This is a genomic window from Lysinibacillus sp. FSL W7-1291 (genome assembly GCF_038593415.1).
GTDB classification, from domain to species: Bacteria; Bacillota; Bacilli; order Bacillales_A; family Planococcaceae; genus Lysinibacillus; species Lysinibacillus fusiformis_D.
In genome coordinates, this window is the sequence record NZ_CP151994.1 from 1,471,669 (window position 1) to 1,495,344 (window position 23,676).

A 23,676-nucleotide genomic window follows, 5' to 3' on the forward strand; every position below is an offset into this window, starting at 1 on the left:
AAAAACCTGCCTTCTTATTTTTTAACCCAGTAAGCGCTACCGTCAGCTTTGCGGTCCAGAAAACCGTATTCAATTAAGTAGCGACGTATATGAACGTAGTCTTCATACATCGGTTTGATGATTTCATTTAATTCTTTTTCTGTATATTGTTTTTCTTTGTCAAAAAGCATTGTAATGGCACGAAGTACTATAATTTTTTGTTTTTCACGCTTAGGAAAACGAACTAGCTCCTTGCCAACACCATGTGGAAATAATTTCGCCAATAATTGCTGTTCTTCTGAGAGAGTGACATTATAGCGATCGTCAACCATTGTAGCTGTTTTATGAATAGACACAAATGGTTCCTCCTTTCGATCTTGTTCCTTCAATAATTCCATCATTACCAACAATGTTTTGGCTTGGCGTTCCTTTTCCTTTAAAGCAAAACGATGATGGCGAATGGTCGTGGCACTACCAATCTCTAATTCCTCTTTTATTTCCTGATCTGATCTACCTTCATAAAATAAGCGTAAAATATGGCTTTGATGTTCTGTTAAGCCTGTCATTTTTTTATTGAGACCGTTTAAATAATGAAAAACAGATTGATGTGTCATTGTCATATGCTGCTGCATCATTTTTTCGGCTTCATACAATAAGCCTTCATAAGGATAAATGATTCCTTTCTCTACTTTTTCACCGCACAGAAGGCAGGTGAAATGTGTTCCCTCATTGGTATAACCCTTTTTGAGGTCATCGATAGGAGCTTGCCAAAATAGTTCATTTACATCCATAGGGGAATCCTCCATAAATACAAACAATATTTATTTTTGTTTATTAATTTATATTTAAAATAACAAATTGTTTGTTTAAATGCAATAAAAAACACATCGTTTCCTAAACGATGTGTAAATCTGTTAGCTAAAATTTATTTATATTTTCTTTTAAATAACATCATAGATGCTAGCGCAAGTATGACGATTGTACAAACGATAATGATGAGGCTAGTCGAAGTGCTGAGTATTTTTCCATGAAGCTCGTAGACAATGCCATAATTGATTTTATAGTCTTCCACATAGGAAGCAGGCACACCTTCAAAAACATCGCCAATAGAGCTATCCATAAATGCATTGCGTAACAGTAATGTTGTATGACTAATGGGGAAATACATGATTAAATTTTGAGCAAAGCCTGGTAGAGCACCAAGAGGTACATAGACACCACATAAAAAGCCGAGTACTGTCCCGACGATTGTGCCGAGTGTTGAAAAAGCATTTTGCGTGGACACAAATAATGACAGAAATAAATTAAAGACACTTGCTAGCAGGACAGATAAAAACAAAATGCCGAGTACATGAACAAAATCCCCAAAGCTTAGGAGCTTACCACCTGTTGCTACAAGAAAGATTTCACAGCCGATGAGTGCGATAAAGGAAAAAATACTGCCGATGATAAACGCATTGATGACATAGCTTAGCTGAATCGTTGAACGGGAAAGGGGAGCTGTTAAAAAATCTGCTTGTGCTTTTGACTCCTGATCCTTAACGGCAATGCCATATGCACCGAGTGTAGTAGAAACAGCAATCATGGACAGTAATCCTGCTACAAGCCATTCATTGACCATCGTCATTAATTCTGGTGTTGCTTCTGTTAGTCGTTCAATGGCATCTACCTGCATTTTTTGGAGAAAGACAGCGTACAGCACAATGACAATAATGACTGACAGTAGGGAGAAGAATACCTGCGTTTTATCTCTTCTAAATACTTTATTATTCCGCTGAACTAGACTAATTAATGCTTCCACTACGCGATCTCCTCCTCTGCCATAATATGAAGAAAGACATCATCCATCGATCCTTTAATGACCTCAAAGGAAGCAATGAGTTTCTCTGCTTGTTTTAATAGGGTCAGCGCATGTAGAGTAGAGGATAAACGAATAGTATATATCCCTTGTTTCTCTGTATAAGAGAGCGCATTTTCCTCTAGCCACCTTACACCTTTCAATGGATTGTGAAAAACGAGAGCCATTGAATCATAGGCATATTTTGTTTTCAGCGCATCGGGTGTACCCTGCGCGACAATTGTCCCTTGCTTTAAGACAAGGACTTGATGGGCTACTGCTGCTTCCTCCATATAATGAGTTGTTAAAAAAACGGTCATATTAGTTTCCTGTTGAAGCTGCTTGATAGCCTGCCAAACGAATTGTCGTGTTTGTGGATCTAAACCCGTTGTAGGCTCATCTAGAAATAAAACACTAGGGCGATGAATAAGTGCACGAGCGATATCTGCTCGTCTTTTTTGTCCACCAGATAATGTTCCGTATTTTTGCTTTTCAATATCATCTAAATGCAAATAGGTGGAGACAAATTGATAATTTTCTGTGAGCTGTGTTTTTGATAAACCATATGTTTGACCACGATGCAGGATATTTTCGCGCACAGTTAATCGTTCATCTAATATACTTTGCTGGAAAACGACACCGATGGATTTGCGAATATCCCCATTATCATTGCTTGCGTCAAGAGTGAAACCATTAATGGTTACTTGACCGCTTGATTTTTTTAATAATGTACAAAGTATTTCAATGGTAGTAGATTTACCAGCACCATTTGCCCCTAAAAAAGCAAATAGAGTGCCTTGTTCAACTGTAAAAGAAATGCCTTTGACAGCTTGCTGTTCGCCATAGTGTTTACATAAATTCTCAACTTCTATTGCAATGGTCATCTTTGTTAATCCTTTCTTTTTTGAATTTCTCGATTCATTTTTTCAATATCCCTTATTTGAAAAACATATATAATACACCAAACAATGGAATAAATGATGGCTTCCGATAGTAACACATATTTCACACCTGAATGCTCAAACCAATTCCCGAAGTAGCCTGCCGTTAATACACATGCTGTGACAGCGATTAAATGTAAAAGTAGCTGAATCGTAAAAGGTATTGGCTCGATATCAAAAATGGCGGAAAATAGTCCAATCGCAATACCAAGAAGGGTAGCAATGATAATCTCCTCCAGTAATTCTGCTCCTGACATAACCGCATTGTTTGAAAGGACGCTTAATGTGACTAAGATGTAAGAAGAGCTAAGGGAAATGAGTAGTCCAATAATCATCATGCGTAAATACTTCATGCTATAGATCCCTCCCAATACCTAAATGTCGCTTTAATTCTTTTAAGTATTTTCGACTGACATGAATGGCTACTTCATTTTCGAGTAATAGTTGTGTAGTGCCGATTTTGCCCATTTGAATAGAGGCGATTTTATGGATATTGACAAGTGTAGATTTGCTCACGCGTACAAAATCTTTGGCTAGCTGTGCCTCTAGCTCATATAATTTTCGCTTTGACTCAAACTCTTGCTCATCCGTTTGTAAAAATACTTTGGCACCCTCCGCGTAAATGGAATAAATATCAGAAATTTTTAATAGATGAATTTCTTGTTGGAAATACCCGTCTAGCATCGTCGTTTGGGATGCTTGAAGCTGTTTCATCAATCTTTCAATTTGCTCATTATATTCGTTGGCATGAATATGAACCTCTGTTTCTTCAAGTTCATGATTGATGGTTAAATGAATTTTCATAGGAGGCCTCCTTTTAAAACACTGAATCAGGTATTACTAATGTAGCATAGAAAATTTTAACAAGGATAAAATCTACGATAAGAGGTTTTATTTTATAGATAACGGGTTCTTTTTAAGCGATACAGTTCACAAGTCGGCCCGGTAGAAAAAAAGATGCTTAAACGTCATAATAGGCTTATCGAGTTGAAGGGGTTGCTACCATGTTTGTTTTTGATAAGCATATGTTCATCACATTATGCATTGGTTTAATAGGTGCTGTGATTTTTCAATTTTTACATATACCGATGCCTTGGTTGCTAGGTGCGATTACAGCGGTGCTCATCGTGCAGCTGTCAACCAACGTACAATTGAAATGGCATCATTCTTTTCGTAATATTGGTTTAATCGTAGCGGGGTATTCCATTGGCTATGCTTTTACACCAGAGGCTGTTCAGGATATTAAGCTTTTTTTAGGGAGCATGGTCATTTTAAATATATTATTTATTTTGCTATTTTTCGCTGTTAGTTTTCTTGTAGCAAAGCGCACCGATTTGGATTTTGCGACTGCCTTGACGTGCTGTGTCCCTGGTGGCATGTCACAGGTTGTGGCATTTGCTGAAGAACAAGAGGAGATGGATATGGTAGTTATTACGTTCTTTCAAATCCTTCGTGTCCTTTTAATCGTCGGCTTTGTTCCTTTAATGGTAGCAGGCGCTGGTAGTAGCAGTTCTATGATCGATGGAATGTATACATGGAATCTTGTTGGTATACTTGTGGTATGTGGTGTAGCAGGGTGGCTAGCTCAAAAGTTAAAAATTCCAACAGGCTATATGCTTGGACCAGTGTTTTTACTAATGGGTATTAATATGGCAGGGGTAGAGGTACCCAAGCTACCATTATCATTACTGCATATTGCTCAACTCATGCTAGGAATTTATATCGGCTTATTGTTGAAAAAAGAGGATCTCCATTTATCGAAGAAGCATATTTTTTATGCATTTGTCTCAGCAGGTATTTTTATCGGAGCAGCTTATGGTCTAACATTTGTGATGACAGTGTTGTACAGTCTCGACTTTAGGACAGGCTTTTTAAGCATTGTACCTGGGGGACTTGATCAAATGGGAATTATCGCCGCTTCTGTACATGCAAACGTGGCAATCGTGACGGCTTTTCAGCTATTCCGTGTACTAGTGGTCTCGATCTTCCTTGTGCCCGTGGTAAAAGTGTTTGTGAAAAAAGTGAAAACATGAGGGGATAGTAGTACACTAAACCCTCATGTTTTTCTTTTATTTAATATTTAAATTGATGAATCAAATCCTGTAATGTTTCAGCGTTTCTCGTTAGCTGTGACGCAGCATCATTAATATCATCCATTGATAATAGATTGGTTTCCGCAATCTGAGTAACGACTTTTGATTGCTCACGAGCATCTATGGCAATTTCGGCCATAATTTGTGTGGAAGCATTGGCTTGTTCAATTCTTGCATATAACTCCTCTGCAATTCCTGAAACCTCTTGAATCTTATTCGTTACAAGCGAAACTTTGGTTGTAATTTCTTCAAAGGCTTTACTTGTCGTGTGAACCACCTCGGCACTTGTTGTGGCTTCTTGCTTACTTTGCTGCATGTGCACACGGGCTTCCTTAGAAAGCTGTTGCATAGTATGGATTGTTTCTGTAATTTCTGCTGCAGAAGTTTTGGATTGTTCCGCAAGTTTACGAACCTCCTCTGCAACGACAGCAAAGCCTTTGCCATGTTCACCAGCGCGTGCTGCTTCAATGGATGCATTGAGTGCTAGTAAATTCGTTTGCTCAGCAATCGCATGAATGACTTCCACAATTTCATCAATTTTATTAGCATGTGTGTCAAGGGCTGCAATGGAATTAGCACTTTCTTGAACAGCCTCTGACATCCTGCGCATTTGAAGCTGCATATCTTGTGCCGCTTCTTCTCCATGTTTAGCTGTATCCCAAGCATCGGATGCATAGGAGGATACTTCACCATTTGTTTCCGTAACGAGCTGAATCCCTCCAGCAATATCTTGCATTGCTTCAGCATTCTCATGAGCACTATGCTTTTGTGTACTCGCACCACTCGCTAATTCTTGCATATTAGCTGTTAATTTTTCTGTCGTTGCCGTAGTTGATCCCGCAGTGGCAGACAATTCCAAAGAGGATGCGGATACCTGATTGGCCGTTTCATCTACTTGTTGCATCATACTTCGTAAGGTGGTAAGCATGGCATTAAAGGATTTTGCGACTTGGCCAATTTCATCTTGCGAGTTCACCACAATTTGCTGAGTTAAATCGCCTTTCCCAGCTGAAATTGTTTCTAGCTGGTGATTTAATTGTTTCAAAGGTTTGACAATACCTCGTACGAAGAGCATGCCCGCAAGCACAGCAATGATAGCAGAAATCACAGCTATAATGCCCGTTTTTAGCAACATTTTTTGAGCTACTACATCAATGTCAGAAGAAGGTACGCCAGCGAAAATCATGCCAATAATTTCTCCATTTTTAGTTTTTATGGGTTTATATTTTGTAAAGTAGGGTTTGCCCACAACTTCAGCTGTACCAGAATATATTTTCCCTGTTGTTAAAACTGTGTCCGCTACTTTTGGATCGACAGTTGTGCCAATAGCACGTTGACCGTCAATGACAATATTTGTGTTAATACGTGTTTCTCCAGAAAAAATCGTAATCGCAGCCTGTGATAATTCTCCTAATGTATCAATAAGTGCTGTTTCCTTTGCGATGTTGACGTTTCCTTTGTACAGTTCCCCGTTTTTTATTTGCCAATCACCTGGGTGTGTTTGATCAAGATTATGTATACTTACATCTAAAATTTGATTGAGCCTTGTTTGGTACTCATTTTCTAAAGTTTTTTTCATTTCGCTTGTATTCATGAGACCGATGGCAATTAGCACAAACCCAATGATAACTACAATTAATAAGCTCATTTTACTTTGCATTCCTAGCTTTTTCATTAAATGTCCCTCCACATTTTTAGCTACATCATAAAACATGCATGAAAAACCATTACCAATAACCTAAATATTGAAATTAATTGGTAAATAATTTCTATTTTATATTAGTATATAACTAGAATGTCTATTTGTATATTTATAAAATTTAATGATTAGTGAATTTTTTCCTTTCCAAATAATCTGACTAATGTTATGATACCTATAACTATTATGAACGGAGGTGAAAAGGAATGAATAAAAACGCTACGAAAACATGTGTAAAAGTGGATACAGCTATGTATTTTGCACGTGTGATTACTTTCGATTTTGCGAACAACGGGATAGGTCTGTCCATTTTTAAGCAAAATCAAATAACAAACGTAGCGAATTAACCATTCTTTTTCACACATTTATATGAGAAGAAGACTGCTTGTTAAGGAGCAGTCTTTTTTGTGTTCTAAAGATGTTTTCGCACGTTTCATTGGAGGAAAAAACGATGCAAATGAAAGCTGAACAACTACAAAAAATTATGGGTGGCAATATAGTATTCGAAAATTTACAGCTAGAGGTAAATAGTGGCGAACATGTGGCGATTGTCGGTGTGAACGGCAGTGGTAAAACGACTCTCCTACAGCTACTTGCAGGTGTAGAAATACCTGAAAAGGGGCGAATTATTAAAAGTAAGGAAGCAACGATTGGCTATTTACATCAAATTCCCCACTATCCACAACATGCTGTGAAAGAAGTGCTGGAGGAGGCACTTTCGGATATTTATGCAATGAAAGCAAGAATGACAGCACTTGAGCAAGAAATGCAGTCAACGGTAACGGATAAAATATTATTGCAATACGGGCAAGTGCAGGAGCAGTTTATGTTGCTGGGGGGCTATGAAGTAGACACCCAGTTAGCCATGATCGCAAATGGACTAGGTATTACGGATATGCTAGAACAGCCATTTCACAGTTTAAGTGGCGGAGAAAAAACAAAGGTAATGCTTGGGCAAATTTTATTGAAAAAGCCTTCTATTTTGTTATTAGATGAACCAACGAACCATCTTGATATGCAGGCAATTGAGTGGCTTGAAAACTATGTACGAAACTTTGAGGGCATTGTCATTGTCGTCTCTCATGACCGGCATTTTATGAATCAAGTAGCGCAAAAGATTATCGAAATTGAGGATGGAGAGGCTTTTACGTATAACGGCGATTATGATGCTTTTATAGCACAAAAAGAAGCAAAGGTTGAACAACAGTTTGCAAATTATGAGGAGCAACAAAAGAAAATTAAAAAAATGCAAGAAACGATTAAACGTTTAAAGCAGTGGGCGAATGAAGCGAACCCGCCAAATGCGTCTATGCATAGACGTGCTAAGAGTATGGAAAAAGCACTGGCACGTATCGAGCGAGTAAAGAAGCCAATCACCAAAAAGAAAATGAATTTAGCGCTAACAATGGCTGAGCGTAGTGGCAAAGAGGTAGTGCTATTAGAAGGGGTTCATCATGGATATGATAAACCTTTATTGAAGGACAGCAACCTCGCTGTTTATTTTGGGGAAAGGTTGGCGATTGTTGGGAACAACGGTAGTGGAAAGTCAACGTTATTAAAAATGTTGCTAGGGGAAATCATTCCGAAGCGTGGAATCTGTTATGTTGGTAGCAATGTGAAATTTGGCTATCTCTCACAGCAATTTGAACATCAAAATCCTTCTATCCGATTAATTGATGCCTTTCGTGAAAATGTTGCAGTGTCAGAGGCTGAAGCCCGGCATATTCTCGCACGATTTTTATTCTATGGCTATGATGTCTTTAAAAAAGTGAAGGACTTAAGTGGTGGAGAAAAAATGCGTCTACGTTTGGCACAACTAATGCATGAGGATATTAATGTACTAATCCTAGATGAACCGACCAACCATTTAGATATTGAAGCAAGAGAAGTTTTGGAAGAGACACTAGAATCCTTTGAAGGCACAATCATCGGTGTGTCCCATGACCGCTATTTCTTACAGAAAATTTTCGCGAAAACAGCATGGATAGATAATCAAACAATTCAGGTTTTTGAGGGAGATTATGAGTGGGCTAAACAAAAAAGACAGGAATTCACAAAGAAAACGATTGAAAAACAACCAGCAAATAAAACACAGCCACCTAAAAAAGAACTACTGATTGAACAACAAATTGAAAAATTAGAGATAAAACTACAACAACCATCGCTTGCTAAAGAACAACGGCAGAAGCTTGAAATACAATTAGAACATTTATATGAAAGATGGTTAGAGGGGGGCGCAGAGCATGTTTAATTTAGAACGCATTATGCAGCTAGATATAGAGTATGTGAAGAGTTTCAGTGAAGTGGAGATTTGTAAGGAGGGGGTCTTATTTTACAATCAGTCTATTCCAACCTATTATGATGCAAATCATGCACAGATTTGGAGAAAGATTGAACAGCCAGATGCGTTTTTACAAGCTATCAAAGCGTTTTATCAATCAAAATCTCTGATTCCACGGATTTATTTATATAATCTTGAAGAAAATCAGTTATGTATGAAAGCATTAGAATCACATGGCTTTCAATATGAGCATTTTGTCAACGAAATTCAGTACTGGAACGGTGAATATGCGATACTTCCACCTAATCCTGCCATTCAAATTGAGCGTGTAACGGATGCAAATATGGAGGAAGCATTAGCAGTAGAAATGAGCATTGCTGCATTTGGAGAGCCTTCATTAATAAAAAAGGCATTTGAGCAAACCTATCATTCGTCACATTTTACGTATTATCTATTAAGGCTAGATGGGGTGGCGTGCTGCTCGGCAAATATTTTTGTGTCAGGAAATCAAGGAAGGATCGAAAGTGTTGCAACAACTGAAAACTATCGTGGTCGAGGTTTAATCGGTTATATGCTGCAACATATCCAACAGCAGTCAGTGAAACAGGCATTAGAGGATCTTTGGATATTACCGATTAGTGAACAGGTTGCCAACGTCTATGACAAGGCAAATTTTAAATCGGTGGGCTCCATTGCATCAATTCATGCGTTTACTGAGGGGAAGAGCATTCAAGACATTCGCCAACAGGCTTAAATAGATACACATAAAGATTGCCAAATTCCTGTAGTGCTTACAAGGAATTTGGCATTTTTATTTAGAACTGTACTTGCCAATTTTGATTACAAGTTACTTTGATGAAGGGATGCTTTAAAATATAATCAGCCATTATTTCGGTCATATCAATTTGTATTTCTTTTACAACGGGGCAATTTCTTAAAAAGTCAAAATTCCCTGCTCCTGTAGCACGATAGCTGCTCATTACGACATCAAATTCCGCATCCATTTGGATAGCCTTGCCATTGTACAAAAGTTTCGTCACACGTTCACCAATCGGTTTGGATATGTCAAAGATGTATTCGATACCCTCCCACATATCGTAATTATAGGGCTGTGCCTTAGGATAAAGAAATGGCTCTGCCACTTTTAATTGTCCTGCCTCGACCGTAAAATAACTAGCAGATTGTTCAAGTGCGAGTAAGATGTCCTGTCCTGATAGACGAAGTACCTTTAATGTATTGGCATAGATGTAGTTTGTAACAATATCACGCATGGTGACAGCTTGCTTTAAGCCACCTCGTTCATCATGGAAAAGAGCCGTACAAGAAATAGAAGTTCCGGATGTCGCCATTTGAATGCGATTGATAAACTCTATATAAGGATGCTCTTGAATGCGTGCTAGAAACGGATCTTCGATTTGTAAATCTCCTTGGATCACACCAATCGTTTCATCTAACCAGGCTTCGGTTTTTTCAAATATAGGAGCGATAAGCTGACAAACAGCTGCATTAGATATTGTACTTTCAGCGCTATAAATAAGAGATGGTGTATGAGAAATCGTTTGGATCGTATGCTGGTCATCCATCTCGATTTCGAGTTGAATGCTACCGAGACAAACTCCTTTAGTACCAGGTTGAACAACGGATTTTCCCATAATAGTTGTGCAAATCTCACGATGTTGATGACCAGAAATAATAATGTCGACTTCATCAATTTCTGCGCACATGCGGTACCCTTGATTTTCACCATCCTCTGCTTCAAGCAATTCTCCCGTTTCAAGATTTCGCTCAAATCCCCCGTGATAGCAAAGAATGAGAATATCAATTTGTTCATTAGCACGAATCCATTTTGCCCAGTAGCTAGCACTCGAAAAGGCATCCTCAAAGTGAAGACCTTGGATATGGAGCGGTTCTTCCCATTTTGTTACAAAATGCGTGGTCACACCTAAAATAGCCAATCGAACACCATCTACTTCTTTTAGTATATAAGGCTTCGTAAATGGCTTGCCATCCTCTGTCACGATATTTGCTCCTAGCCATGGAAAATTGGATTGGCTCCTAATAGATTGTAACGTCTCTTGACCATAATTAAATTCATGATTGCCGAATACCATGGCATCATATTGAAGCTCATTGGCAACTTGAATCAATGGATTCGGTTCTTGTGCTTGGAATTTCTGGTGATAAAAAGTCATGGGACTTCCCTGAATAAAGTCACCATTATCAATTAAGAGGGTAGGCATTTCAAGCCGTTTTTCCTCGATGATGGTTGCTAGCTTTGCTAAGCCAATTGCTTCATTATGATTGTTTCGGAAAGTAGTTGGCATAATATAGCCGTGGATATCGCTAGTTGCAAGTATTTGTATGGTTTTTATCGTCATAAGTGATCCTCCGATTAGTAGTATATCCACAGTATATAAAGTAATAGCCAGGAAAATAGCGTATTTACAATATCAAAATACTATTTTACGAATTAGATACATAGATTTACTCTCTTTTAACACTAGGAAAATATTAACTGTATATACTGAGGAAGCATTTCAAAAATGGGGAGGATAACACTTTGAAGAAATTACTACTTTTGACGTTAATGTGCATACTTTCTGTGTTCTTGATGGCATGTGGAAATGAAGTTACTAGTACATCAAGTGCTGATAAAACTGTAGAGACGTCTACTGGGGCAAGTGGCAATGAATCAGTAGACAAATTAACGATTGGCTTTGTGCCTTCACGTAATCCAGATGAAATTATTACGGCAACAGAACCTTTAAAGGGGTTGCTGAAGGACGAGCTCGCAAAATTAGGCTTTGATGTAGGTGAGATCGATATTACAGTAGGAACAAATTTTGAAGCAGTGGGTGAAGCCTTATCTGCAGGTACGACCGATATTGGCTTAATTCCTGGGGGAACTTATGTGCTCTATGATGATGGCGCAGAAGTCATTTTAACAGCTACACGTGCAGGCTTAAATAATGACTCTGATCATCCAATTGATTGGAATAAAAACAAGCCAACTGCTCCGACAACAACACAGACCACTTCTTATAGAGCCATTTTGGTGGCAGGGCCATCTGGAAAAGGGAAAGCATTAGCAGCGAAAGTCAATAACGGTGAAAAATTAACGTTTGAAGATTTAAATGATGCTACTTGGAACGTCATGTCCTCTTCTTCACCAGCGGGCTATATTTATCCAACATTATGGTTACATGAGAATTTTGATAAAACAATTCCTGACTTAACGAAGGTTGTTCAGGCGGATTCTTATGGGAGTGCCTTTGCCCGTTTAGCAGCAGGTCAAACGGATGTTTTGGTCACATATGCAGATGCACGTCGCGATTATGAAGAAAGCTGGCAAGGCGAATTTGCCCGCTCTGCTTCCATTTGGGAGGAGACAGATTTGATTGGTGTTATGCCCTCTATTTATAATGACACGATTAGTGTGAGTAAAAACTCAAAGGTTATGACAGCAGAGTTGAAAGAGGCAGTTCAACAGGCATTCATGAATATTGGCAACACTGACAAAGGGAAAGAAGTGATTGCTATCTATAGCCATGAAGGCTATCAGGCTGCAAAGGATAGTGACTATGACAATGAGCGTAAAGCACAGAAATTAGTGCAAAATCTAGGTTCGAACTAAAGTCAGTCTTGAAGGTGAAGAATCTGTGGCTTGCGGTTATCCCGCAGAAAGCAGATTCTTCTTTCATTCATTCGGTGAGATTCTTTTTTAGAAATGGAGCGGTACAATGATTGAGTTTAAGGAAGTAGAAAAACGTTATCCAAATGGTTATCTTGCCTTACAGCAAATTAATCTTCAAATTGAGCAAGGTGAATTTGTGGCTATCATCGGTTTATCGGGTGCAGGAAAATCAACACTGTTGCGCTGTATTAATAAAATGCATGATATTACGGGGGGAACATTGCATGTTAATGATGTGAATGTGCATCGACTCAAGGGCAAGGGTATTCGCCATCTACGCCGTAATATTGGCATGATTTTTCAATCTTTTAACCTTGTTACTCGTGTATCAGTTTTGCAAAATGTGTTGGTTTCCTTTGTACCGACTATGCCTGCCTGGCGAAAAATTTTAGGCATTTTTACGAAAGAGGAAAAGCGTAAAGCATTAATGGCACTTGATCAGGTTGGTATTTTAGATAAGGCCTATGTACGTGTCGATCAGTTATCGGGTGGACAGCAACAGCGTGTTGCTTTAGCTCGTACGCTTGCTCAAAATCCTCAAATCATTTTAGCTGACGAGCCTGTTGCATCGTTAGACCCTGTAACAGCAAAGCAAGTTATGGAGGACTTTAAACGGATTAACCAAGAGCTAAGCATGACCATTTTGATTAACATTCATCATGTTGATTTGGCATTAGCTTACGCAACACGTGTTATGGGTGTACGTGGTGGTGAAATTGTCTTTGATGGACAAGCCGATGAAATCAACGAGGAAACGCTTGCGTTCATCTATCACAATACGAATCAGGAAAGAGGCGTAACGAACCATGCGATGGAAGCTGCTATCACCGAAAAAAATAGTATTGCCTAATGGCAAAGAAGTGCTGGAAAAACGGTCATTCAAGCCAATCGTGTGGCTTATTCTATTCGTATTAGCTGTGCTTGCCATTCGTATTACAGGCTTTAGCTTAGAAATTTTAGTGAACCGAATTCAACAATTTTTTGTCATCCTACAACAGATGATTCCACCGAATTGGGCCTACTTATCAAAGCTATGGCAGCCGCTCTTCGATACGATTAAAATGTCGTTATTTGGCTCTATTGCGGGGGCTATATGTGCCTTACCAATAGCCGTTCTTTCAGCGACCAATATAACCAAGCATAGAGGAATTGCGCTGGTAAGTAAGTTTATTTTAAGCCTACTTCGAACTTTACCGACACTGATTATTGCACTTATTGCGACATTTATTTTTGGGCTTGGAACGATGGCTGGCACAGTAGCCATTTTCCTATTTACCATTGCATATGTTGGAAAGCTATTATATGAGCAAATAGAAAACGCTAATATGGAAGCCTACGAGGCCATGCAGTCGATGGGGCTAACGACCATTCAAGCCTTTCGTTTTGCCATCCTGCCACAAATCCTTCCTAACTACTTGTCGACATCATTGTTTTGCTTTGAAGGGAATGTTCGTTATGCGTCTATTTTAGGGTACGTCGGTGCAGGGGGAATCGGCCTGTTGCTCAATGAAAGTTTAGGCTGGAGAAGCTACGAGAATGTGGGCATGATTCTTTTAATGCTTGTTGGTACTGTTTTTATCATTGAGACAACGAGCGAATATTTCCGTAAAAAATTAATGTAGAGGTGATGTTATGAATGCAATCGAAAAACAATTACAGTTACAACCAAATCGACGCATGTCATACATCATGATAATTGTGATCGTTTGTCTTTTATTTATTTGGTCTATAACAACGATTCATTTTGAGAATATATCAGTAAATGGGATAAAAATCGCTAAAAATATATTTGTAGGATTGCTGAATCCCGATTGGTCATTATTAGTCAATACGACAACAGCAGGTGTACCTTATTTATTAATCGAAACGATGGCCATAGCATTTCTTGGAACCATTGCCGGCGCATTGCTAGCCATCCCTTTAGCCTTTTTGTCGGCTTCTAACATTGTGCCAAAGCCTATTGCTTTTGTTGTCCGTTTACTGTTAATAATCATTCGTACGATTCCTGCCATTGTCTATGGTCTTATGTTCATCAGAGTAACAGGCCCTGGTCCATTTGCTGGTGTACTGACGATGTCATTAACTTCTATCGGAATGCTGTCAAAGCTCTATGTTGATGTTATTGAGGACTTAGATAAAAGTATTCTAGAGTCAATGGAGGCAATTGGTTGTACGTTGCTGGAAAAAATACGTTACGGTATTTGGCCACAGCTAACAGCATTATTTTTATCCATTGTGATCTATCGTTTTGATATGAATTTACGAGATGCAACCGTACTCGGCTTAGTTGGAGCAGGTGGAATCGGTGCGCCATTAATTTTTGCGATGAACGCATATAAATGGTCTGAGGTAGGGTCCATTTTATTGGGACTTGTCCTGCTTATTTTACTCGTGGAGTATGTTTCGAATCGCATACGTACGAAGCTTGTCAAAGGGTAAGTATGAATTGATGAAAACTAGTAAAATCCTGAATAGTATCGACTATTCAGGGTTTTTCATTTATTGTTAAAAAGAAGGATTTTCAATTATTAAAAGTTTTTTACTTGAAAAAATGTCGTATTCGATTTATTGTCTTTAGAGATACTTGTTTAATGGACTTGGAGGATATAAAATGCACGGAATTTATATACGCTATAATGTCTCAGAAGAAACCCAAGCAGCACAATGGCCCAAAAAAATGGATGCATTTGCGTATGTTCAACGAGGAAAACCACAACAAGACAATGTTAGCTTGCTGTCAAAAGAAGAGCTGAAAAACCATGCCATACGCTATATTAAAAGCTTAAAAGACAATGCAAGTGTACATTTAGTAGAGCAACGCAACGGCGAAATTGAACATTTTGATCGACGTTATATGGAATCATTAAAGTTAAAAGAAAGCATCGATTCACAACTTATTAATCTAGAAGAAATTCGTTTATTATTACAATTAATGAATGTCTTGAATTTATCGCATGCATTTGGAGAAAATGCTGGAAAGCTATTGCGTCAAATTACCCCTTATGCAAAAGATGTGGAGCATCCAACATTCCAAACAACACGTGTTGAGCGCCATTTCTATTCGGAATTAATTGAACAAATTGAAATGGTCTATGCCCGAATTATGCGTCAACACAACCCATCAACGACTGAAATGCAGCAATCAGAAAAGCTCTGGACAACAGTCTGTGAGCAAGCAATAGAAAAGGTAGAAGCCCGCATTGAACGTTTATCTTCTATCAAATTAAAGCATGAGAAAAATTTACTAGAGTTTAATCACTTAAAACAGCAAAATATCGAGGCGAAGGAACGCTTAGATCTAGCTGTGAATGAACTGGATGAAATTTTAAATGTCCTAGAATCATAAGAAAAGCATGTCTACCGATTGGAGTGCCAGTCGATAGACATGCTTTTTATGCTGTAGACGGATAGAAACGCCAAAGTGACGGATAGAACCTTTGATATGAAGGATAGAAATGAGAAAATGATGGATTAAGCCATAGAAGTGACGGATAGCACCACTCTTGCTTTACTTTTCCTCATTTTGATCGCGTTTGGTTTGGCGTGAAATACGCAGTAAATCAAGTACAAGCAATACGACAATGATATAGAAAAGAGGGCTAGTAAACGATAAACCGATTTGCGACTGGCCACCAAGCAATGTTAAAACAATCCATAAACCAACTGTATACAGCGTCAAACCAATATAGGCTTTTTTGGACAATTTTTTATATCTACCTTTATCGATAGCTAGCTGTATGATAACTAACACGACTAATAGAAGAAGAATGATTTTTTTAGTTAAGACTGCTGCAATCGTTGTGTCAGGGAAAAAATCATTCACGAATAATAATGTGAAAAATACTAGAATTAAAAAATTTAAGATCGTTGAAAGTTTCATGCCATATCTCCTTAGTTGCCAAAATTCTTTTCTATTGTAACATGGTTCAGTTAGAGAGAAATGAAATTATGATATATTGAAGCGAAAATTATGTATGGGGTAGGAAATATTAATTTTTATTGAAAGAATCATGATATCTTTTTAGCATTGTCGCAAATTGCTCACGTGTTAAGAAATTTTGAGGATGAGTGCCATCTGTAATACCTTTATTTCTTAACCACTCCCACGCAGCATTATGCATGTTTGAGGCTTTTCGAGCAGGGACAATAGCTTGCTTTGTTTTTAAAGCCTCCTCAAGCTCTTTTATTTTACTGAGTAATTCTGTATATTGTGACATTGTTAGTTCCCCTTTATTAGCTAAGATAGTATTTTGGACAACTTTAAGAGCTCTTAAAAAATTGTCCATGCAGGCGATTCTTTTTACTGCCCTAAATTTAAAGAAACTGGTGGCTTGCTCCATTTTTGTTTGAAAAATGCGAAAAATTTCGAAACTTTTCCAGGGGTATATCCGTATAGTAGGTAATATGATGAAAGGGGTGAGCAACTTGACGCTATTTGGCTATTCACTCGAACAGATCTTTTTGGTTGTTTTGATTTTTGCTGGTCTTGCCACAATACTCGTTATGTTTTTTGGTGATGCTGTCGAAGGTATTGGTGAAGGACTGCCCATTTTTAATCCGAGTGTCATTCTATCTTTCATTACGTTGATGTCAGCAGCAGGATTTATTTTAGAAAAACTAGCCTGGTTCTCTAGCGTTTGGAACATTATTGCTGCATGTATCATCGGCGTTATTTTAAGTACTTTGTTTTATTTATTCGTCCTTGTTCCGCTGCGATCAGCTGATGTTTCATTGGCGTATACGGAGGAATCACTAGGGGGGCAATTGGGAAAAGTCATTGTACCAATTCCTGTAAATGGTTTTGGTGAGGTTGTTATCGAAACGACAAGTGGTATGATTTCGAAACGGGCAACAGGCTATGATAATGAAGCCATTGACTATGATGAGACCGTGCTTGTTGTAGATGTGAAGGATGGTACACTTTTTGTCAGAACGTATGAGAAAAAATTTGTATAAAGGAGAGATCTATCTATGTCAACCGATATTTTAATTGTTTTAGGAATTGTAGCATTTGTATTAATCGCCCTAGTCGGCTTATATGTGACAAAGTATCGTACGGCGGGTCCTGATGAAGCACTGATTGTGACAGGTAGCTATCTCGGCTCAAAAAATGTACATAAAGATGAGTCGGGGAATCGCATTAAAATAATTCGTGGGGGCGGTACATTTGTATTCCCTATTTTCCAGCAAGCACAGCCATTAAGTTTACTATCTAGTAAACTAGAGGTAACAACGCCTGAAGTTTATACAGAACAAGGTGTACCTGTTATGGCTGATGGTACAGCCATTATTAAAATTGGCGGCTCCATTTCTGAAATTGCAACAGCAGCAGAGCAGTTTTTAGGAAAGCAAAAAACGGAGCGTGAAGCGGAAGCACGCGAAGTTTTAGAAGGCCATTTACGTTCGATTTTAGGCTCCATGACGGTGGAGGAGATTTACAAAAACCGTGATAAATTCTCACAGGAAGTTCAACGTGTTGCTTCTCAGGATTTAGCTAAGATGGGTCTTGTGATTGTATCCTTCACGATCAAAGATGTACGAGATAAAAATGGTTACTTAGATTCACTTGGTAAACCAAGAATTGCACAGGTAAAACGAGATGCAGATATTGCGACGGCAGATGCAGAGAAAGAAACGCGTATCAAACGTGCAGAAGCCTCTAAGGAAGCACAAAAGGCAGAGCTAGAACGTGCGACAGAAATTGCGGAAGCGGAAAAGGAAAATCAATTAAAGGTAGCTGAGTTCCGTCGTGAGCAGGATATTGCAAAAGCCCGTGCTGACCAAGCCTATGAGCTTGAAACAGCTCGTGCTAAGCAGGAAGTGACTGAGCAAGAAATGCAAATTCGCATTATTGAGCGTCAAAAGCAAATTGAATTAGAAGAAAAAGAGATTTTACGTCGTGAGAAGCAATATGACTCTGAAGTGAAGAAAAAGGCTGATGCGGATCGTTATGCAGTGGAACAAAATGCCGCTGCCGAAAAAATGCGAGAGCTAGCGCAGGCAGATGCGGAAAAATATCGTATTGAATCGTTAGCGAAAGCAGAGGCGGAGAAAATTCGTTTGGATGGTCTTGCCAAAGCAGATGCCGAAAGAGCGCAAGGTGAGACAGAAGCAGATATTATTCGCCTACGAGGTCTTGCAGAAGCTGAGGCTAAACGTAAAATTGCCGAAGCCTTTGAATACTATGGTCAAGCAGCTGTGCTGGATATGGTAGTGCGTATGATGCCAGAATATGCAAAAGAGCTTGCGAGTCCTCTTGGTAATATCGATAAAATTACAGTGGTCGATACTGGTGGTGGCGAAGGCAGTGGAGCAAATAAGGTTACGTCTTATGCAACTAATTTAATGTCTACACTACAAGAAACATTAAAAGAAACTTCTGGTATCGATGTGAAGGAACTGATCGAAAGCTATGCTGGTAAGCACACTTTGCGTCCAGAATTAGAGCAAATTGCCCTAGGTTTAGAAAAAAAGCAAGCACCTGTTGAAGCAGTAGAAACAAAAGAAACTGTAGAACAATCCTAATAAAAATATATTTACCCAAAGAAAAATGGCATTTCCAATTGTGATAGGTTCCCTATTAGGTAGACAGATTAAAAAATAAAATCTGTTTATCTAATGGGATTTTTTTATGACAAAATATTCTTTCACTGAAGAAACAGTTAGCCATTATATCATTCTAGCAGGAGGAGCATTACACATTAAATGAAGTAGCAAAAAATTTAGATGTACACCAAGATACAAAAAAGATTGGCAAAATAATGATCTTTATTTTGAAGAAGGGGTCTGAGCAATTAAACCAATAGAAACCTACTCTAAAGAAATAACATTGAGACAAATATTTCGTTTTACAACAATGAATGCTACCAAGAAAATTTAATAGAATTTAAGGATCAACACTCATAAAGAATTTTTTATTTTCACTGTCTACTTGACTGGGAGCACCACACCCACATTTTTATGCAAAAAAGCCCAATCCTTTCAAATTGCGCTAATTACGTTTCATATTTAGTTTTACATAGTTGTCACATTATTTTTTTCTGAGGAAACCCGTAATTTTTTTGCCAGTTCGGGATGATTTTCAGCTTTGCCAACTGCTTTTGTTTCGTTTCGGCACTGGTTTTCAAATAACGTCTTGTGGTGTCAATGCTTTTATGTCCTAAAATATCCGCTAAATCCGACAGTGGATTGCCACAGTCTAAAAAGCTTCGGGCGAAGTAGTGCCGCAGATTGTGGGGGAAAACCATTGCTGGATCAACTCCGCATTTCTCTGCTACTTCTTTCATTGCACGTGCAATATAGGAACGGCTTATAGGGCTGCCTTTACTGCCCGTAAAAACAATACCGCTTTTCACATTTTTTTCCTTGCAATATAAGGATAAATGACCTTGTAAATCCTTATGTATGACAATCGTGCGTACAGTTCCTTTATTGTTAATAAGAACCTTACCGCTCTTGATAGCCTCAACGGTGATAAACTGCAGTTCCCCTATGCGTATTCCTGTGTAGGCAAGCGTTAGCATAATCATCGCAGTTTTCGTCTTTTTATTCGTGAAGGCGCTTTCAATCAACTTGTCAAATTCCTTTTGGGTAAGCTCATGTTGAGCGGTGGTCTGTTCTTGAATTCTCAGAGCCTTCAGGGTGAAATCATCCATCTCCATAAATTTTAAAAATTTATTGACCGCCGCAATGCTACGGTTGACGCTTGAAGGTTTCAGCCTTATTTCCATTGATTTTTTATACTCTATTAAATATTCCTTTTGCAGTTTCCCATCTTTTCCCTCTAAAAAATCAATCAATTTCAAAATATCTTTTTGATAGCTTCTGATACTATTTTTTGCGTATTCATTGTATGTTAAATGTTTAATGAATTTAGGCAAACCACCCTTTAGCTTGTTTAATAACATAAAAATAATATACTCCTTTTTGACTTTGACAAGAGTATATCAGCAAGTATTACAATTTACAACATAGTTGCGATAAATATAATTATCGCAACTACTAGTTTTATAATAAACTATAATGGGCATAGTAAACCCTACAATTATTTCATTATTTGAACAAATCGTCAAAAAAACTTCAAAGCTTGCAAAGCTCCTTCTTAGAAGGGTTTTGCAAGCTTTTTAAGTTGCGATAATTATATTTATCGCAACTCAAATAAAAAGATATGTAGGCAAAAGAACTGGTGCGGCTGGGGGGAGAAGCATATTAACACATACTTATGCGATCTTTTTGTTAACAGAATACATCACAAAAGTAATACTAATCCAAATTTAAAGTTGTCCAGAAGGAAGTTAGTAATAAATTGGAGGTAATGAAAAATGAATTATTTTAAAAGAATAACGGGTACTGTAAAAGGAATAGGCAATAAGTGGATGGTTTCACTGCTGTTATTTCTGACAATGTTTTTTTCACTCATGCCACAGTTTATGTTGTCGGCAAATGCGGATAGCGAAGTTACCCTGTTTGTATCACCCAGTACAGTTTCCAACGATACTGCTCCTAGAGTGGATGGCGCAACCTATGCCACGCTGCAGGGAGCGATAAATGCAGCCCAGAACAATGATACGATTGCTGTAACAGAAGATATAACGATGTCAACGACAATTTCAATTATGAAAGATATTACGCTAATAGCTAGTGGAGGAAATTACAAAATTACATTGGGTATTAATGCTAGTTTTTGGGTCCAGAATGGCTTTGATTTGACTTTGGGTGGAGGCTCGGATACTGAAGTACTTACGCTTACGGGTTCTCAGAGAACACTTATATCTATTGCAAATGGCAATATTGTAGTAAACAACGGAGCAAAGCTTTTAGCAACTGGCACTGGGAATATGGTACTGGATTTATACGATCCGAAGGCGTCCGGAAAAATAACTGGCGGACATTTGGAATCTTCCGGATCAATCGCCATTTCGATGACGAATGGTGCTACACTGGAGGAAATCAGTGGCGGAACTATCATTGGTAAAATGCACTCGTTATATATGTATGACGAAGGTACAAAAGTCAATCTAATTTCGGGTGGCACTTTCAAAAATTTGGCTGCTGCTCCAGATAGGTGGGCAAATGTTCAGGTGGACGGTAAGGCACAAATTGGTGAGATTTCCAACGGTGATTTTTTTGCGGAACATGAGATTTCCGCTCTTCGCCTGATTCGAGGTGGAAAAATTGGGGAAATCAGCGGTGGGAGATTTATTTGTGCGTATACTGGACTTACTACTAATAAAGAAGGAAGAGGAGTTGACATTGTAGCATTGGACTATCCGTCAGGTATCGATGAAATATCAGGCGGAACTTTCGACGGAGAGATAGGTGTTCTGCTGATCGAGGCCGGCGCTTATATTAACACGATAAGCGGAGGAACTTTTTCAGGTGGACAATCTGGCCTCCAAAATGATATTGGCGGTACTATTGGTACCATTAACAATGCCGTTATCACTTCAACGAACATTGGTCTTCTGAATGTTGGCACGATTAATGAAATCGGCAGTGGCACAGAAATCACTGGAGATTCTATTGCCCTTTGGAACTATGCGTCGAATAATCCAAATGCTATTATCAAGCTCATCAGTGGGGGCAAATTTACCACCGTTAGCGCATCTGGGGAAGCTTTTCTAAACGAAACCACAGTAAACTTGATTTCAGGCGGCATTTTCACTGGTGGGTTCTATGCAATCAATTCAACTACATCAAGCAGCACTTCTCCTGCAAAAATCGGCACTATATCGGGAGGCGTTTTTTACGCCCAAACAACAGGTGGTGCAAGCCTTGTAGCTATCAAACTAGCCAATCCGTTAATTTTGGAGCCTGCTTTAATTACTAATAAGGGGGTAGCGCGTTTTTGGGGAAACGGAGGCAGTATTTTTAATGATGAATCCCTTGTAATTTATCCAGCAGGTTATCATATGAGTACTGCTACTGAAGCGGTAAGCAGTATTGCAGGTGTAGAATTTAAATATTTGACAAAGTCACTTTATACGGTAACCTTTAATTCCAACGGTGGTTCTGTAGTGGCAGAAAAAACGGATATACCCCTAGGTAGCCTTATAACCGAGCCAACGTTACCGACCAAAAGTGGCTATACATTCAGCGGTTGGTATAAAGAAGATTCCCTAACCAATGCATGGGACTTTGCTATAGATACTGTTACCGACAACATTACGTTATACGCAAAATGGATAAGTAAAGGTGGTAGTGGTAGCGGTAATGGTAGTGGCAGTGGCGATGGCAGTGGTACACCTACGGCAACATTACTAGTTCAAGGCATAGACAAGCAAACCGGGGAAATTATTTATAGTAAAAGTTCAAGTATTACAGTTGGCAGCACAGAAACTATAAACGCCCCGGCTATTGAGAGTTATCAATTGGATGCAGGCAGTAAAAGGACGGAAACGATAACGATCAAATCAGGTGAAAACAAGGTTGTATTCTACTATAACAAGAACACAGTCGCTATCCCTGAGCTTGAAACCGGTGAGCATATCAAGTATATCAATGGCTACCCTGACGGCAGCGTAAAGCCAGAAAGCTCAATCACAAGAGCGGAAGCAGCAGTAATATTTTTCAGACTGATAAAAGACGAAAATAAGAATACGGCTGTAAGTGGAAAGTTCAGCGATGTCGGTGGCGGCACATGGTATGAACAGTCGGTCAATTACCTAGCAAGTCAAGGTATACTGAAAGGGTATGGGGATGGCACGTTCAAACCTAGACAGACAATCACAAGAGCGGAATTTGCAGCCATAGCCTCAAGATTTGATAACCTGTTAACAAGCGAAAACACTTCGTTCAATGATGTGCCAATCAATCATTGGGCGGCAGAGTATATTGACAGCGCGTATACTAAGGGTTGGATTAATGGCTATCCTGACGGCAGCTTTAGACCAGCAAGTTCAATCACCCGCGCGGAAGTTGTGAAAATTGTAAACACCATGTTAAACCGCAAAATCGAACTTAACGATATTCCATCGGACGCGCCGCAATACAAGGATTTAAATAAAACACATTGGGCATATTGCCACATCATAGAAGCGTCTACAGAGCATACCTACACACGTAAGGAAAACGGCTATGAGCTGTGGAAATAGTAAAGTAATTATTTTCTATTATTTTACTCTGCATGTTTCGATCTATGTGCCGAAAGAAA

Annotated in this window: 22 protein-coding genes; 12 read left to right on the forward strand and 10 right to left on the reverse strand. The window is 38.7% G+C overall.

Features of this window, described 5'->3' with window-relative positions:
- Positions 1–14: 14 nt before the first annotated feature.
- The 5 genes from NST76_RS07005 to NST76_RS07025 form a co-directional block, all read right to left on the reverse strand.
- Complete coding sequence (locus NST76_RS07005; protein WP_036127011.1) at positions 15–770, reverse strand: DUF2087 domain-containing protein; 756 nt, start codon at positions 768–770, stop codon at positions 15–17.
- 134 nt (positions 771–904) lie between these two features.
- Positions 905–1,780 (reverse strand): ABC transporter permease, encoded by an 876-nt coding sequence (locus NST76_RS07010; RefSeq protein WP_036127009.1) that lies wholly within the window; start codon positions 1,778–1,780, stop codon positions 905–907.
- Positions 1,780–2,700, reverse strand: a complete 921-nt coding sequence (locus NST76_RS07015; protein ID WP_036127007.1) for an ABC transporter ATP-binding protein — start codon at positions 2,698–2,700, stop codon at positions 1,780–1,782. The genes NST76_RS07010 and NST76_RS07015 overlap by 1 nt, the downstream gene beginning before the upstream one ends.
- A gap of 5 nt (positions 2,701–2,705) precedes the next feature.
- Positions 2,706–3,110, reverse strand: coding sequence for a DUF3021 domain-containing protein (locus NST76_RS07020; protein WP_036127006.1), 405 nt, complete (start codon positions 3,108–3,110; stop codon positions 2,706–2,708).
- A gap of 1 nt (position 3,111) precedes the next feature.
- Positions 3,112–3,561 carry a LytTR family DNA-binding domain-containing protein gene (locus NST76_RS07025; protein ID WP_058844274.1) on the reverse strand — a complete coding sequence of 150 codons (450 nt, stop codon included), beginning with the start codon at positions 3,559–3,561 and terminating at the stop codon, positions 3,112–3,114.
- A 200-nt stretch (positions 3,562–3,761) separates the two neighbouring features.
- On the opposite strand from NST76_RS07025, the gene NST76_RS07030 reads away from it, so the two are divergent.
- Complete coding sequence (locus tag NST76_RS07030) at positions 3,762–4,790, forward strand: AbrB family transcriptional regulator (RefSeq protein WP_089933301.1); 1,029 nt, start codon at positions 3,762–3,764, stop codon at positions 4,788–4,790.
- Positions 4,791–4,830: 40 nt separating this feature from the next.
- On the opposite strand, the gene NST76_RS07035 is transcribed toward NST76_RS07030, so the two are convergent.
- A complete protein-coding gene (locus tag NST76_RS07035) occupies positions 4,831–6,525 on the reverse strand; it encodes a methyl-accepting chemotaxis protein (protein ID WP_170829850.1) in 1,695 nt (564 codons plus the stop codon).
- A gap of 230 nt (positions 6,526–6,755) precedes the next feature.
- Here NST76_RS07035 and NST76_RS07040 point away from each other — a divergent pair, with 230 nt between their 5' ends.
- The 3 genes from NST76_RS07040 (at position 6,756) to NST76_RS07050 (ending at position 9,584) form a co-directional block, all read left to right on the forward strand.
- Positions 6,756–6,896: an RAxF-45 family protein gene (locus NST76_RS07040; RefSeq protein ID WP_004232534.1), complete on the forward strand. Its 141-nt coding sequence runs from the start codon at positions 6,756–6,758 to the stop codon at positions 6,894–6,896.
- Positions 6,897–7,000: 104 nt separating this feature from the next.
- Positions 7,001–8,800 carry an ABC-F type ribosomal protection protein gene (gene abc-f / locus NST76_RS07045; RefSeq protein ID WP_058844277.1) on the forward strand — a complete coding sequence of 600 codons (1,800 nt, stop codon included), beginning with the start codon at positions 7,001–7,003 and terminating at the stop codon, positions 8,798–8,800.
- On the forward strand, positions 8,793–9,584 hold the full coding sequence (locus NST76_RS07050) for a GNAT family N-acetyltransferase (RefSeq protein WP_342544852.1): 792 nt from the start codon (positions 8,793–8,795) through the stop codon (positions 9,582–9,584). The genes abc-f and NST76_RS07050 overlap by 8 nt, the downstream gene beginning before the upstream one ends.
- Before the next feature lie 61 nt (positions 9,585–9,645).
- Here the strand turns inward: NST76_RS07050 and NST76_RS07055 are convergent, their stop codons facing one another.
- A complete protein-coding gene (locus tag NST76_RS07055; RefSeq protein WP_342544853.1) occupies positions 9,646–11,208 on the reverse strand; it encodes a bifunctional UDP-sugar hydrolase/5'-nucleotidase in 1,563 nt (520 codons plus the stop codon).
- A 182-nt stretch (positions 11,209–11,390) separates the two neighbouring features.
- Between NST76_RS07055 and NST76_RS07060 the strand changes: the two genes are divergently transcribed.
- The 5 genes from NST76_RS07060 (at position 11,391) to NST76_RS07080 (ending at position 15,870) form a co-directional block, all read left to right on the forward strand.
- Positions 11,391–12,464, forward strand: coding sequence for a PhnD/SsuA/transferrin family substrate-binding protein (locus NST76_RS07060; RefSeq protein ID WP_342544855.1), 1,074 nt, complete (start codon positions 11,391–11,393; stop codon positions 12,462–12,464).
- 106 nt (positions 12,465–12,570) lie between these two features.
- On the forward strand, positions 12,571–13,374 hold the full coding sequence (phnC, locus tag NST76_RS07065; RefSeq protein ID WP_342544856.1) for a phosphonate ABC transporter ATP-binding protein: 804 nt from the start codon (positions 12,571–12,573) through the stop codon (positions 13,372–13,374).
- The gene (gene phnE / locus NST76_RS07070) at positions 13,331–14,146 is read left to right on the forward strand and encodes a phosphonate ABC transporter, permease protein PhnE (RefSeq protein ID WP_342544859.1); all 816 of its coding nucleotides are present in this window, start codon (positions 13,331–13,333) and stop codon (positions 14,144–14,146) included. The genes phnC and phnE (NST76_RS07070) overlap by 44 nt, the downstream gene beginning before the upstream one ends.
- 10 nt (positions 14,147–14,156) lie before the next feature.
- A complete protein-coding gene (gene phnE / locus NST76_RS07075; protein ID WP_342544861.1) occupies positions 14,157–14,963 on the forward strand; it encodes a phosphonate ABC transporter, permease protein PhnE in 807 nt (268 codons plus the stop codon).
- A gap of 172 nt (positions 14,964–15,135) precedes the next feature.
- On the forward strand, positions 15,136–15,870 hold the full coding sequence (locus NST76_RS07080) for a hypothetical protein (RefSeq protein ID WP_036126981.1): 735 nt from the start codon (positions 15,136–15,138) through the stop codon (positions 15,868–15,870).
- A gap of 162 nt (positions 15,871–16,032) precedes the next feature.
- Here the strand turns inward: NST76_RS07080 and NST76_RS07085 are convergent, their stop codons facing one another.
- Both NST76_RS07085 and NST76_RS07090 read right to left on the reverse strand, forming a co-directional pair.
- Positions 16,033–16,404: a hypothetical protein gene (locus NST76_RS07085; protein ID WP_036126979.1), complete on the reverse strand. Its 372-nt coding sequence runs from the start codon at positions 16,402–16,404 to the stop codon at positions 16,033–16,035.
- 109 nt (positions 16,405–16,513) lie between these two features.
- Entirely contained in the window at positions 16,514–16,741 is a 228-nt protein-coding gene (locus NST76_RS07090; protein WP_058844283.1) for a hypothetical protein, read from the reverse strand.
- Between the two features lie 208 nt (positions 16,742–16,949).
- Here NST76_RS07090 and NST76_RS07095 point away from each other — a divergent pair, with 208 nt between their 5' ends.
- Positions 16,950–17,480 carry a hypothetical protein gene (locus NST76_RS07095; protein ID WP_082673732.1) on the forward strand — a complete coding sequence of 177 codons (531 nt, stop codon included), beginning with the start codon at positions 16,950–16,952 and terminating at the stop codon, positions 17,478–17,480.
- A 15-nt stretch (positions 17,481–17,495) separates the two neighbouring features.
- Complete coding sequence (locus NST76_RS07100; protein ID WP_058844285.1) at positions 17,496–19,049, forward strand: flotillin family protein; 1,554 nt, start codon at positions 17,496–17,498, stop codon at positions 19,047–19,049.
- A gap of 500 nt (positions 19,050–19,549) precedes the next feature.
- On the opposite strand, the gene NST76_RS07105 is transcribed toward NST76_RS07100, so the two are convergent.
- Complete coding sequence (locus NST76_RS07105; protein WP_342504005.1) at positions 19,550–20,431, reverse strand: tyrosine-type recombinase/integrase; 882 nt, start codon at positions 20,429–20,431, stop codon at positions 19,550–19,552.
- A gap of 414 nt (positions 20,432–20,845) precedes the next feature.
- On the opposite strand from NST76_RS07105, the gene NST76_RS07110 reads away from it, so the two are divergent.
- Positions 20,846–23,617, forward strand: coding sequence for an S-layer homology domain-containing protein (locus tag NST76_RS07110; protein ID WP_342544864.1), 2,772 nt, complete (start codon positions 20,846–20,848; stop codon positions 23,615–23,617).
- The last annotated feature ends 59 nt before the right edge of the window (positions 23,618–23,676 follow it).

Coding starts and splice junctions, on each gene's coding strand:
- NST76_RS07005 (WP_036127011.1), bottom strand. CDS start 770: ATGGATGTAAATGAACTATTTTGGCAAGCTCCTATCGATGACCTCAAA.
- NST76_RS07015 (WP_036127007.1), bottom strand. CDS start 2,700: ATGACCATTGCAATAGAAGTTGAGAATTTATGTAAACACTATGGCGAA.
- NST76_RS07020 (WP_036127006.1), bottom strand. CDS start 3,110: ATGAAGTATTTACGCATGATGATTATTGGACTACTCATTTCCCTTAGC.
- NST76_RS07025 (WP_058844274.1), bottom strand. CDS start 3,561: ATGAAAATTCATTTAACCATCAATCATGAACTTGAAGAAACAGAGGTT.
- NST76_RS07030 (WP_089933301.1), top strand. CDS start 3,762: ATGTTTGTTTTTGATAAGCATATGTTCATCACATTATGCATTGGTTTA.
- NST76_RS07035 (WP_170829850.1), bottom strand. CDS start 6,525: ATGAAAAAGCTAGGAATGCAAAGTAAAATGAGCTTATTAATTGTAGTT.
- NST76_RS07040 (WP_004232534.1), top strand. CDS start 6,756: ATGAATAAAAACGCTACGAAAACATGTGTAAAAGTGGATACAGCTATG.
- abc-f (WP_058844277.1), top strand. CDS start 7,001: ATGCAAATGAAAGCTGAACAACTACAAAAAATTATGGGTGGCAATATA.
- NST76_RS07050 (WP_342544852.1), top strand. CDS start 8,793: ATGTTTAATTTAGAACGCATTATGCAGCTAGATATAGAGTATGTGAAG.
- NST76_RS07055 (WP_342544853.1), bottom strand. CDS start 11,208: ATGACGATAAAAACCATACAAATACTTGCAACTAGCGATATCCACGGC.
- phnC (WP_342544856.1), top strand. CDS start 12,571: ATGATTGAGTTTAAGGAAGTAGAAAAACGTTATCCAAATGGTTATCTT.
- phnE (WP_342544859.1), top strand. CDS start 13,331: ATGCGATGGAAGCTGCTATCACCGAAAAAAATAGTATTGCCTAATGGC.
- phnE (WP_342544861.1), top strand. CDS start 14,157: ATGAATGCAATCGAAAAACAATTACAGTTACAACCAAATCGACGCATG.
- NST76_RS07080 (WP_036126981.1), top strand. CDS start 15,136: ATGCACGGAATTTATATACGCTATAATGTCTCAGAAGAAACCCAAGCA.
- NST76_RS07085 (WP_036126979.1), bottom strand. CDS start 16,404: ATGAAACTTTCAACGATCTTAAATTTTTTAATTCTAGTATTTTTCACA.
- NST76_RS07090 (WP_058844283.1), bottom strand. CDS start 16,741: ATGTCACAATATACAGAATTACTCAGTAAAATAAAAGAGCTTGAGGAG.
- NST76_RS07100 (WP_058844285.1), top strand. CDS start 17,496: ATGTCAACCGATATTTTAATTGTTTTAGGAATTGTAGCATTTGTATTA.
- NST76_RS07105 (WP_342504005.1), bottom strand. CDS start 20,431: ATGTTATTAAACAAGCTAAAGGGTGGTTTGCCTAAATTCATTAAACAT.
- NST76_RS07110 (WP_342544864.1), top strand. CDS start 20,846: ATGAATTATTTTAAAAGAATAACGGGTACTGTAAAAGGAATAGGCAAT.